Genomic DNA, 12,407 nt, shown 5'->3' on the forward strand with positions numbered 1-12,407 from the left:
TCCCGAACTGTGTCTGATAAACCGCATTCGCGAGCAGGCTCGCTCCCACAATGGCCAGGTGTTTATTGCGCCAACCACCCACCATCAATATTCCACGCCGCGCCGCGCACCTGGCTGCCGGCTTCGCTGCACAAGAACAGCACCAACTCACCCAGATGCTGCGGTGTGACGAACTCCAGCGAGGGTTGTTTTTCCGCCAGCAGATCATGCTGCGCCTGCTGCGGATCGACCCCCTTGGCCGCGCGATCGTCGATCTGCTTCTGCACCAGCGGCGTCAACACCCAGCCCGGACAGATCGCATTGCAGGTGACATTGCTGGTCGCGGTTTCCAGCCCGACCACTTTGGTCAGGCCGATCACGCCATGCTTGGCGGCAACGTATGCGGCTTTGCCGGTGGAGCCGACCTGGCCATGCACCGAGGCGATATTGATAATGCGCCCCCAGTTCTTGCGGCGCATGCCCGGCAGACTCAAACGGGTGCTGTGGAACACCGATGACAGGTTGATCGCAATGATCGAATCCCAGCGCTCAACCGGAAACTCTTCTACCGCCGCAACGTGTTGAATGCCAGCGTTGTTGACCAGAATGTCGACGCCGCCAAACTCGCGCTCGGCGTAGGCGACCATGTCGGCAATCTGCGCCGGGTCGCTGACATCGGCGGGATGATGGCCGACCTTGCCGCCGAACTGAGCGACTTCGGCGATCACCTTCGAAGCATCGCCGAAGCCATTGAGAATCAGGTTGGCGCCAGCCTTTGCGAGGGTCAGCGCGATGCCCAGGCCGATACCGCTGGTGGAGCCGGTCACCAAAGCTGTCTTGCCGGAAAGAGTGGTCATGAATACCTCACACAATACCAGTGGCGTAGAAAGTGCCGATCACCACGAAAACCGCGAGGGTCTTGATCAGCGTAATACAGAAAATGTCTTTGTAGGCTTCGCGGTGGGTCAATCCGGTCACCGCCAGCAGGGTGATCACCGCGCCGTTGTGCGGCAGGGTGTCCATGCCGCCACTGGCCATCGCGGCCACGCGGTGCAGCACTTCCAGCGGGATATTCGCCGCGTGCGCCGCGCTGATGAACTGCTCGGACATCGCCGCCAGCGCAATGCTCATGCCGCCCGAGGCCGAACCGGTGATGCCGGCGAGCAGCGTCACGGTGATCGCTTCGTTGACCAACGGATTGGGAATCTGCTTGAGCCAGTCGGCCAGCACCAGAAAGCCCGGCAGCGAAGCGATTACCGCACCAAAGCCGTATTCCGACGCCGTATTCATGGCCGCGAGCAACGCACCGCTGACCGCGCTTTTGCTGCCTTCGGCGAGCTTGCTTTTAATCGCCTTAAAGCCGAACGCCAGCACCATGAGGATGCCGACCAGCAACGCCGCCTGCACCGCCCAGATCGCCGTGAGCTTGGCGATTTCGGTAGTGACCGGCGCGGCCATGCCCGGCAGTGCGAGGCTGTGGGTCTTGCCATACCACTGCGGAATCCACTGGGTGAACAGCAGGTTCATGATGCCCACGGCCAGCAATGGCGACAGGGCAATCCACGGGTTGGGCAGCTTCAGGTCTTCGGCGGTTTCCGGTTCGTTGCGCAGTTCAGTGCCGTAACCTTCGCCGGCACGTTGCGCCTTGTTGCGTTGGCGTTGCAGAAACAGCATGCCGGCGCAAAACACGAAGATCGTGCCGATCACCCCCAGCCACGGCGCCGCCCATGCGGTGGTGTTGAAGAAGGTGCTGGGGATGATGTTCTGGATTTGCGGCGTGCCGGGCAGGGCGTCCATGGTGAACGAGAATGCACCGAGGGCAATGGTCGCCGGAATCAAACGCTTGGGGATATTGCTCTGGCGGAACATCTCCGCTGCAAACGGATAAACGGCGAAGACAACGACGAACAACGACACGCCGCCATAAGTGAGCAGGGCGCACACGAGCACGATCACCAGCATCGCTTGTTTGGTGCCAAGCAGGCGAATCGCAGCGGCGACGATCGAGCGCGAGAAACCGGACAGTTCGATGAGCTTGCCGAACACCGCGCCGAGCAGGAATACCGGGAAGTAGAGCTTGATGAAACCGACCATCTTGTCCATGAACACCCCGGTGAACGCGGGGGCAACGGCGGACGGATCGGTGAGCAGCACCGCACCGAGGGCGGCGATCGGGGCGAAGAGGATGACGCTGTAGCCACGGTAAGCGGCGAGCATCAGCAGCGTCAGGGCTGCCAAGGCAATGATCACACTCATGGTGTGTCTCTCCAGATTGTTATTTTTGTGGGTGAAACGGGTGTGGAGAGGTGTTAGCGAGATTTGTGCCAATCTTCTAACTGTTTGAAATATAAGGAAATTAGATCTCGGTCGAGTTCTCGAAGCTGTTTTTGTCTCTTAGTTGAGATTTTCTTTGAATGGGCCGGAGCCTTCGCGAGCAGGCTCGCTCCCACATATGACATGCATTCCCCTGTGGGAGCGAGCCTGCTCGCGAAGCTTTTGTTTTGTCTTCATACAGAGATTCGATATCTCTTTATGTAGACTCGACAATCCCCAGCGCAGCCATTTTCTTGTACAGCGTCGACCGCCCCAGACCCAGCCGAACCGCAGCCTCCGGTACCTTCCCCGCGCATTGCGCCAGGGTCGATTCGATCAACTGCCGATCAAAGCGCGCCCGCGCCTGCGCGAATGTCTCCCGAGCCGATGCGTGCGTGCTCGGCTCGGACGTCCGCGCAACGGGAGTAAACGTGCCAATCGCCCCGCGAATATCCTGCTCGGTCAGCATGAGGTCATCACTGAGCAACGCCGCCCGCTCCAACACATTGCGCAACTCACGGATGTTGCCCGGCCAGGCATGCTGGCCCAACAGCGCCAGCGCATCGCGGTGCAGTTCATGCTGGCTGCGCAGTTCTTCGAGAATCGCCTCGCTCAGCGCCGGCAGATCATCGAGACGTTCGCGCAGCGGCGGCACCTGGATCGGCAGCACATTGAGGCGGTAGTACAAATCGGCGCGAAATTCGCCGCGCTTGATCGCTGCCTGCAAATCCGTCGACGTCGCGGCGATTACCCGCACATCGCTCTGAATCACTTCATTGGAGCCGACCGGCTCGAACTCCTTTTCCTGCAACACGCGCAACAGTTTGCTTTGCAGCGGTAGCGGCATATCGCCGATCTCGTCGAGAAACAGTGTGCCACCCTGAGCGATTTGTAATTTACCGATGCGGCCCTTGCGGTCAGCGCCGGTGAAGGCGCCGGGTGCCGTGCCGAAAAATTCGGCTTCCAGCAGCGCCTCTGGAATTGCCGCGCTGTTGATACTGACGAAGGCTTTGTGCGCGCGCGGCGAAGCGCTGTGAATGGCTTGTGCGAGTAACTCTTTGCCAGTGCCGGTTTCTCCCAGCAGCAACACGGGCGAATCAGCGCTGGCGCTTCGTCGCGCACGTCGTTTGACTTCGAGGCTGGCAGCGCTGGTACCGATGAAGTGGGCGAAGTTGTATTTGGTCTGCCGCGCACGCAGCAGTGAGCGGGTCGAGGCCAGTTCCTCCTGCATGCTCAGGTAACGCTTGAGCATCGGCGACAGCGTGCGCAACTCGTCGAACAGGGCAAAACCGATGGCGCCGATCACGCTGCCGGCATCGTCGTGGATCGGCAGGCGCATCACCACCAGCGGCTCCTTTGGCGTGTCCTGCATGTCCAGCAGAATCGGCCGACCGGTGCGCACCACCTCGCGCAGCAGGCTGCCGGGGATCACGCTTTCGCAGGGCTTGCCGATAGCGCCTGCCGCCGATTCGAGACCAAAGCGCCGGGCATAGCGTTCGTTCATCCAGACGATGTTCGCATCGCGATCGACAATCACCGTGCCTTCGCTGGATTGCTCGATGATCTCGAACAGCGAACGGATCGCCAGGGTGCGTACCCGTTGGTAGTCCTTGAGGCTTTCGGTGGTGTTCATTGAGGCTGATCCTGATTGTTTGTTGCTGGTACCGGTCCCTTCGCGAGCAGGCTCGCTCTCACAGGGGACTGCATTCCAATGTGGGAGCGAGCCTGCTCGCGAATGCCGCGCCGCGGATTTACAGAAAAAAACCTACCCCGGATGCGCCGCCGCCAACAGCTCTTTGGTGTAGGGATGTTGCGGGTTGTCAAACACGTCGTGACTGGCACCACGCTCTACCACCTGGCCGTCCTTGATCACGATCATGTCGTGTGCCAACGCGCGCACCACCGCCAGATCATGGCTGATAAACAGGTAGGTCAAACCGTATTTTTCCTGCAAATCACGGAGCAGGGCGACCACTTGTTTCTGCACAGTGCGGTCGAGGGCCGAGGTCGGTTCATCGAGCAGGATCAGCGCCGGTTTCAGCACCAAGGCCCGGGCGATGGCGATGCGCTGGCGTTGGCCGCCGGAAAATTCATGCGGGTAGCGATGGCGGCTTTCCGGGTCGAGGCCGACTTCCTTGAGCACGCGAATCACTTGCTCATCACATTCATTAGCGGTCGACTCGCAATGCACTTCCAGACCTTCGCTGATGATCTGTGCCACCGACATGCGCGGGCTCAGGCTGCCAAACGGGTCCTGAAACACCACCTGCATCTGCCGCCGCCACGGCCGCAGCTGCTTTTGATTGAGGCCGTCCAGCGCTTCGCCCTGAAAGCGAATGCTGCCCTCGGAATCCAGCAAGCGCAGGATCGCCTGACCCAGCGTCGACTTGCCCGAACCGGATTCGCCAACAATGCCCAAGGTCTTGCCGCGCTGAATATTCAGACTGATGCCATCGACTGCGCGCAGATACTGCTTGCGCCTGAACAGCCCGCCGCCGACCTGGAAATCGACGCGCAGGTCAGCGACTTCCAGCACATTTTCACGTTCGTCACGGGGCAGGGCTTCACCTTCCGGCTCAGCGTTCAACAGCACGCAGCTGTAAGGGTGTTTGGGTTCGGTGAACAGGGTTTCGCAGGGTGCCTGCTCGACGATCTCGCCAGCCTTCATCACACACACCCGCTGCGCGATGCTGCGCACCAGATTGAGATCGTGACTGATCAGCAGCAGCGACATGCCCAGGCGCTGTTGCAGGGACTTGAGCAGCAAGAGAATCTTGCGTTGCACGGTGACATCCAGTGCCGTTGTCGGCTCGTCGGCAATCAACAACTCCGGTTCGCAGGCCAGGGCCATGGCGATCATCACCCGTTGCCGTTGCCCGCCAGAGAGTTGATGCGGATAGGCTTTCAGGCGTTCCTTGGGCTTTTGAATGCCGACCAGTCCGAGCAATTCGAGAATGCGCTGCTGCGCTTGCTTGCCGCCGAGGCCGCGGTGCAGCAACAGAGTTTCGCCGATCTGCTTTTCGATGGTGTGCAACGGATTGAGCGAAGTCATCGGCTCCTGAAAGATCATCGCGATGCGATTGCCGCGCAGTTCTCGCAAGACCTTCGGATCAGCACCGAGCAGTTCCTGCCCGCGATAGCGGATGCTGCCACGGGTTTGCGCCTCGCTCTCAGGCAGCAGTTGCAGGATCGAATGCGCGGTCACCGATTTCCCCGAGCCCGATTCGCCGACCAGAGCCAGGCACTCACCGGGGCGGATATCCAGGCACAGGTCGCGCACCGCCTTCTGGCCATGGAAGGCGACATTGAGGTTGCGGATTTCAATCAGGTTTTCAGTCATGGTCGCGCTTCAGGATCGAGGGTCAAAAGCGTCACGTAACGCTTCGCCGATGAATACCAGCAAGGAGAGGATCAGCGCCAGGGTAAAGAACGCGGTCAATCCGAGCCATGGCGCTTGCAGGTTCTGCTTGCCCTGACCGATCAGTTCGCCCAGCGAGGCACTGCCGGCCGGCATGCCAAAGCCGAGGAAATCCAGCGCGGTCAGCGTTGAAATGGCACCAGTCAGAATGAACGGCAGGTAGCTCAGCGTCGCGTTCATTGCGTTGGGCAGAATGTGCCGGAAGATCACCTTGCGGTCAGTCAGGCCCAGGGCACGTGCGGCTTTGACGTATTCCAGATTGCGTCCGCGCAGGAACTCGGCGCGCACCACGTCCACCAGCGCCAACCAGGAAAACAGCGCCATGATCCCCAGCAGCCACCAGAAATTCGGCTCGACGAAACCGGAGAGGATGATCAGCAGATACAACACCGGCAGCCCCGACCAGACTTCCAGCACGCGTTGTCCAAGCAGGTCGACCCAGCCACCGTAATACCCCTGCAACGCGCCGGCGGCGATACCGATCAGCGCACTGACAAATGTCAGCATCAAGGCAAACAGAATCGACACCCGAGCGCCAAAGATGACCCGCGCCAGCACATCGCGTGCCTGATCGTCGGTGCCCAGCCAGTTCACCGAAGTCGGGGGACTTGGCGCCGGTTTGTTCAGGTCATAGTTGGGGGTGTCGTCGCTGAACGGAATCGGCGGGAACAGCAACCAGCCACCGTCCTTGCGTATCAGATTCTGCACGTACTCGCTGCGATAATCGGCCTGAAACGGCAGTTGCCCGCCGAACTCCTGTTCGGTATGGCGCTTGAACACCGGGAAGTACCACTGGCCCTGATAACTGACCATCAACGGTTTGTCGTTGGCGATCAACTCGCCACCCAGCGTCAGGATGAACAGGCCGATGAACAGCCACAGCGACCACCAGCCACGACGGTTTTTCTTGAAACGTTCGAAACGGCGACGACCCAAAGGCGAGAGCTTGAACATCAGGCATTCCTCGCGGCGAAGTCGATACGCGGGTCGACCAGGGTGTAGCACAGGTCGCCGATCAGTTTTATCAGCAGGCCGAACAGGGTGAAGATGAACAGTGAACCGAACACCACTGGATAATCCCGCGATACCGCTGCTTCGTAACTCATGCGCCCAAGGCCATCGAGGGAGAAGATCACTTCGATCAGCAGCGAGCCGGCGAAGAACACACTGATGAACGCCTGAGGTATCCCCGAGACCACCAACAGCATGGCGTTGCGAAACACGTGTCCGTACAGCACGCGGCGTTCGCTCAAGCCTTTGGCGCGGGCCGTCACTACGTACTGTCGGGTGATTTCATTGAGGAACGAGTTTTTTGTAAGGATCGTCAGCGTCGCGAATCCACCGATCACCAGCGCCGTGACCGGCAGCACCAGATGCCAGAAGTAATCGGCAATCTTGCCCAGTGTCGACAGCGATTCGAAGTTGTCCGACACCAGCCCGCGCACCGGAAACCAGTTCAGCGAAGTGCCGCCGGCGAATACGACGATCAGGAACATCGCGAACAGAAACGCCGGCATGGCGTAACCGATGATGATCGCCGTGCTGCTCCAGATATCGAAATGGCTGCCGTGGTGCACAGCCTTGCGGATGCCCAGCGGGATCGACACGAGATAGGTGATCAGCGTCGCCCACAGCCCGAGCGAAATGGTCACCGGAATCTTTTCCAGAATCAGGTCGGTGACTGTCGCGCCACGGAAGAAGCTCTTGCCGAAGTCCAGTTGCGCGTAATTCTTCAGCATCAGCCACAGACGCTCGTGGGCCGGTTTGTCGAAGCCGTACTGCTTTTCGATGTCCTTGATCAGCTGCGGATCAAGGCCACGGCTGGCGCGCGAGGCAGAGCTCGAGGTCTCGCTGGCACCGCCGCCGACACTGGCACCGCCAATGCCTTGCAGGTGGGCGATGGCTTGTTCCACCGGTCCGCCGGGCGCGGCCTGAATGATCACGAAATTGACCAGCAGGATGATCACCAGCGTCGGAATGATCAGCAGCAGGCGCCGCAGTATGTAACCCCACATCAGTGCGGTCCTCCGGGTCTGCCGCGACTGATTTTCTCAGCGGTCATCTGTTGATTGGTCAGTGGCGTGCGGCTGATTTCCCACCAGCTCTCGATGGCTTCGTCATTGCTCGCCTGCACCGTGGGAATGCCGAAGCGGTTCCACCAGACGGTCGAGGTGCCTGGCGGGTAGTAATTGGGAATCCAGTAGTAGTTCCATTGCAGCACCCGGTCCAGCGCATGGGCGTAATGCAGCATGTCTGATTGGGTCGAGGCGCGGATCAGGCCGTTGATCAAAGTGTCGACTGCCGGATTTTTCAGCACCATGTAATTGTTCGCGCCCGGATCGTTGGCCGCTGCCGAGCCGAAGTAGTTGAGCAACTCGCCGCCCGGAGAAGTAGTAACGGGGTAGCCGGTGACGATCATGTCGTAGTCGCGACTCATCAGGCGATTGACGTATTGCGAGGCGTCGATGCGGCGAATATTGAGCTCGATGCCGATCTGTTTCAGCGTGCGCTTGTAAGGCAACAGCAGGCGGTCCATTCCATTCTGGCTGACCAGAAAAGTGAAGCTCAGCGGTTCGCCGGCGCTGTTGACCAACTGGTCGCCATCCGGTTTCCAGCCGGCCTGCTCGAGCAGTTCCAGGGCTTGCAACTGCTTGTCACGGATGATGCCGCTGCCATCGGTCTTCGGTGCTTCGAAGACTGTGCTGAACACTTCCTCAGGCACCTGACCGCGCAGCGGTTCAAGGATTTTCAACTCCTGCGCATCGGGCAACTGCCGGGCGGCGAGATGGGTGTTGGAGAAGTAACTCTGCTGGCGGATATAGACGTTACGCATCATCTGCCGGTTGCTCCATTCGAAATCCCAGAGCATCGCCAGTGCCTGGCGCACGCGGCGGTCCTGGAACATCGGCTTTTGCAGGTTGAACACGAAACCCTGGGCCGATTGCGGCGCTTCAGTGGCGAGGTGGGCCTTCTGCAAACGGCCATCGCTGAGGGCAGGGCTGTCGTAGCCGATCGAGTAGCCGGTCGCGGAAAACTCGCGGTTGTAGTCATAGGCGCCACCACGCAGCACCTGGCGGGCGACATCGGTGTCGCCGAAGTACTCGATGCTGAAATGGTCGAAGTTGTACAGGCCGCGGCTGACCGGCAGGTCCTTGCCCCACCAGTCGCCATTGCGTTCGAACGTGATACTGCGCCCGGAGTCGACCTTGCCAACCCGGTACGGCCCACTGCCCAGCGGCGGTTCATAACCACCGCCGCTGGCGAAATCACGGCTCTTCCACCAGTGTTCGGGGAATACCGGCAAGGTCGCGATGTCCAGCGGCAAAGTTCGGTTTTCGTTGCTTTTGAAGTCGAAGCGCACGGTCAGCGGTGCCTCGATTTCGACGCCTTTGACGTCGGCGAATTGGGTGCGATAACGCAGGCTGCCTTGGGTCATCAGCAGGTTGTAGGTGTAGCGAACGTCTTCGGCAGTGATCGGTTTGCCATCGGCAAAGCGCGCCTTCGGGTTGATGAAGAAACGTAGCGAAAGACCGTCGTCCGAACGTTCCATCTTCTGCGCAACCAGACCATAGACGGTGTAAGGCTCGTCCAGCGAGCGTTGGGCCAGCGGCGAGTACAGCAGGCCGTCGATCTGCGTCACGCCGATGCCTTTGTCTATATAAGGCAGCAAATGGTCGAAGTGGCCGATCTCGATGGCCGAGCGCCGCATCGTCCCGCCCTTCGGCGCTTGCGGATTGGTGTAGTCGAAATGGCTGAAACCGGCGGGGTATTTGGCCGGTTCGCCGTAAACGGTCAGTGCGTGTTGCGGGGCAGCGTTCACGCCAGCGGCGCCAATGAGAAAGGCGAGGGCGGTGAGCATCAGTGTGGGAAAACCAGTCGCATCGTCAGCCTTGGAACGCAAAATCGATAAGCGCAAGTTGTACGCGACCCGCGCGCCACTCGCCAGCCGTATATGTAACTGAAACACAACGGCCCACCAGAAGGCGGGCCGTTGTCAGCAATCGGACGACGAATCAGTCCTGACGGCTGGTGACTTCCAACAGGTGATAACCGAACTGGGTCTTCACCGGGCCTTGCACGGCGTTGATTGGCGCGCTGAATACCACGGTGTCGAATTCCTTGACCATCTGGCCTGGACCGAACGAGCCCAGATCGCCGCCCTGACGGCTGGACGGGCAGGTGGAGTTGGCTTTGGCGACTTCAGCGAAATCGGCGCCGGCTTCGATCTGAGCCTTGAGTTCGTTGCACTTGTCTTCGCTGGAAACCAGGATGTGGCGGGCAGTGGCTTTGGCCATGGGGGAATTCTCCGAACTGTTTCAATAAAAGGTGGAGCGTACCGGAATCAGTCGGCGAATTCTCGGCAAAGTTCCATTCTGCGTTCCTTGCCCGATTCATAGATCCGCCGCTTGCAGACGCTGGGCATGTTCGACGTACAGGTCGATCGGATCCGGCGAGGGCGCTTTTGTGCCCGCGCTCCGCCGCAGGCTGGCCAAATGATCCATTGGGTAATCGGAACGGATCACTTGGCCGAGATGGCTACTGAAGCGTCCGACGAAACCATCATTCTGCTGGGGTTCGGTGGTGAAATATTGCGACAGGACCCGGCAGGTTGCTTGAACCGGATCCAGCACTGGCAACGTGGATTGCGCAACAACCCCGCTCCACGAGTAGTAGCGCACGCCGTTGACTTGCTCAGGACCATGCCCGCCCCAGGTTTGCGGCAGTCCCTGGGGAAATTTGTCATTGAATTGACCGACGCCGACCGTGGTCAATGCGTTGAGTGCGGCTAACGCATTCTGCGGCAATGTCACGCTGCCGCTCAGGAGTGACAGCAAGTCGGCAAATTGTGTCGCCACGTTCTGTGCGACGGCTTCGGGAAGCTTGCCCGGAATCAGTGCCCTGCGCAGGAAGTCGGCGAGCTCCGAGCCGTGGTTCGGGCCACTGACGGAGGTGACCGAAGCGACGACGTCTGGTGCAAGCGCCGCGGCATAGCGCGCAGCGAGTGCGCCCTGACTGTGTCCTATGAGGTTGACTTTCTTCGCGCCTGTGCCTCGCAGCACGCAAGCAATCTGTGACAGCAGTTGCTCGCCCCTCATTTCATTGTCGTGGGTGGCCGAAAGGTGTGGAACAAACAATCGACATCCGGCTGTTTTCAGCGCGGACTTGACGTCATGGAACAGCTCGAAATGACCGATATGCTCGAACCCGAACAGACCGTGGACCAACAGGATGGGATAACGAGTTGTAGCATTCCGTTGCATGTTCTTACCTTTTTCGTAGAAGTTCATCGGGAAATCACCGGGCCACTCTAAAACACTCATCCCGTTGAAGAAGTACGAAGAGGCTTCACATTGCGTTTGAAAATGGACTACGAGGCGTACGAAATTTCGGAGAGCTGTGAAATCCGAATCGGAAGTTCAGTGGGTCGTTTGTCGGCATAACCGCGTGACCTCTGCTGTTGCCTACTTTGCGAGTAGCGGTTACGCCGTTGTCGCGGTGGATTCGGCTGACATCCGGAATGTTCAAAGAGGTCCTCAATGTAGATGTCAGTGTCGTCATTCGGGGCGGCACGTTTTCCAGGGAGTGGAAGCGAAAATGAATAGCCATGAAATCGAGTTTTGCTGGCGGATGCGCCAGCCGATGGATGCCGAAGTGTCTATGGAACCTCTGGTCGCGCCAACGATTGACGGGCTCCAAGGGAGCGTGTTGGATCCTTCGCTGGCCAAGGCCATCGTTCGCATTTCCCCTTATGCCAACATGAGCTGCGGCGATCAGATCGTGCTGTCTTGGGAGGGGCTGGATATCGAAGGCTTTGCCTATCAATACGAGAGTGTTCGATTCATCAGCCAGGTCCAGGTTGGCAAAGACGTCATCTTCGTCATCAAGGCGATGCATGTCGCTGCGCTGGACGGGGGCTCGCTGGAGGTTTACTGGACACTGCAAAGTGCGTCCGCGCCCAAGGCAGTGGAATCTGCTCGCCTGCAACTGTCTGTCGGGGACGTTGGACCGCATCTGTTGGCGCCGCAAATAGAAGGCTCGGTAAACGGAGCGCTGGAGCCGTCGCGAGTGGTCGAAGGCACCCTGGTGACCCTGCAGCCTTACGCTCGGATGTCAGCGGGCGACAGGATCATGCTGTCGTGGCATGGAGATGCTTCGCCCGAAATATTCACCGACTCGTTGAAGGTCGAGGCCTGCGCCGTCGCGCAAAGCCTGTCGTTCTGGGTGCCGGGCAGCTACGTCGAAGCGCATCGTGGTGGCGAGGTGGTGGTCGCCTACCGTGTTGAACAATGCTGTGGAGCCATTCGAACCTCGGAGCCTGCGACGGTTTTCATTGGGCCGGCAGTGCGTGCTGAACTGGCCGCGCCGGATATTGTTGGGGCGATCGATGATGTGCTGTCGGTGAAGGACTCGATAGAGGGGGTTTCCATTCTGATTGAAGACCCGCTGGTGCAGGAAGACGAGTTGGTCTATCTCAAGTGCGATGGTGATTTTTTCAGTCATCGCGATGATCTTGAAATCACTCGGGAGGCGGCCGGGCAACCGGTGAGTTTCATTGTTCCCCATCGGTTCTGGCGCGAGCACCACGGCACGACGGTGGAGATTGCCTACACCATCGAACGTCTGGACGATACCAGTCAGCAATCTGCCGTGAGGCGGATCAGCATAGTGGCATAACCTGGGGAAGGTCAGCCCTCCG

The 12,407-nt window shown here is 59.5% G+C and carries 10 protein-coding genes; 1 reads left to right on the forward strand and 9 read right to left on the reverse strand.

Features of this window, described 5'->3' with window-relative positions; genetic code table 11:
* Window positions 1-62: 62 nt before the first annotated feature.
* The 9 genes from hbdH to AB4O12_RS06830 form a co-directional block, all read right to left on the reverse strand.
* The gene (gene hbdH, locus AB4O12_RS06790; RefSeq protein WP_071172267.1) at window positions 63-836 is read right to left on the reverse strand and encodes a 3-hydroxybutyrate dehydrogenase; all 774 of its coding nucleotides are present in this window, start codon (window positions 834-836) and stop codon (window positions 63-65) included.
* Between the two features lie 7 nt (window positions 837-843).
* Window positions 844-2,235 carry a GntP family permease gene (locus tag AB4O12_RS06795; protein ID WP_016774505.1) on the reverse strand — a complete coding sequence of 464 codons (1,392 nt, stop codon included), beginning with the start codon at window positions 2,233-2,235 and terminating at the stop codon, window positions 844-846.
* A gap of 274 nt (window positions 2,236-2,509) precedes the next feature.
* Entirely contained in the window at window positions 2,510-3,925 is a 1,416-nt protein-coding gene (locus tag AB4O12_RS06800) for a sigma-54 interaction domain-containing protein (RefSeq protein ID WP_460060976.1), read from the reverse strand.
* 132 nt (window positions 3,926-4,057) lie between these two features.
* Window positions 4,058-5,632, reverse strand: coding sequence for an ABC transporter ATP-binding protein (locus AB4O12_RS06805; protein ID WP_460060979.1), 1,575 nt, complete (start codon window positions 5,630-5,632; stop codon window positions 4,058-4,060).
* A gap of 9 nt (window positions 5,633-5,641) precedes the next feature.
* Window positions 5,642-6,664: an ABC transporter permease gene (locus tag AB4O12_RS06810; protein WP_041478730.1), complete on the reverse strand. Its 1,023-nt coding sequence runs from the start codon at window positions 6,662-6,664 to the stop codon at window positions 5,642-5,644.
* Window positions 6,664-7,725: a microcin C ABC transporter permease YejB gene (locus AB4O12_RS06815; RefSeq protein ID WP_150635513.1), complete on the reverse strand. Its 1,062-nt coding sequence runs from the start codon at window positions 7,723-7,725 to the stop codon at window positions 6,664-6,666. Before AB4O12_RS06815 ends, AB4O12_RS06810 begins: the two co-directional genes overlap by 1 nt.
* Window positions 7,725-9,569, reverse strand: a complete 1,845-nt coding sequence (locus AB4O12_RS06820; protein WP_460060982.1) for an extracellular solute-binding protein — start codon at window positions 9,567-9,569, stop codon at window positions 7,725-7,727. The genes AB4O12_RS06815 and AB4O12_RS06820 overlap by 1 nt, the downstream gene beginning before the upstream one ends.
* A 154-nt stretch (window positions 9,570-9,723) precedes the next feature.
* Window positions 9,724-10,005, reverse strand: coding sequence for a peptidylprolyl isomerase (locus AB4O12_RS06825; protein ID WP_236168984.1), 282 nt, complete (start codon window positions 10,003-10,005; stop codon window positions 9,724-9,726).
* Window positions 10,006-10,101: 96 nt separating this feature from the next.
* Window positions 10,102-10,971, reverse strand: a complete 870-nt coding sequence (locus tag AB4O12_RS06830) for an esterase/lipase family protein (protein ID WP_460062407.1) — start codon at window positions 10,969-10,971, stop codon at window positions 10,102-10,104.
* A 334-nt stretch (window positions 10,972-11,305) separates the two neighbouring features.
* Here AB4O12_RS06830 and AB4O12_RS06835 point away from each other — a divergent pair, with 334 nt between their 5' ends.
* A complete protein-coding gene (locus tag AB4O12_RS06835) occupies window positions 11,306-12,385 on the forward strand; it encodes a hypothetical protein (protein WP_460060984.1) in 1,080 nt (359 codons plus the stop codon).
* Window positions 12,386-12,407: the final 22 nt, after the last annotated feature.

Source organism: Pseudomonas sp. S2_A05 (assembly GCF_054668485.1).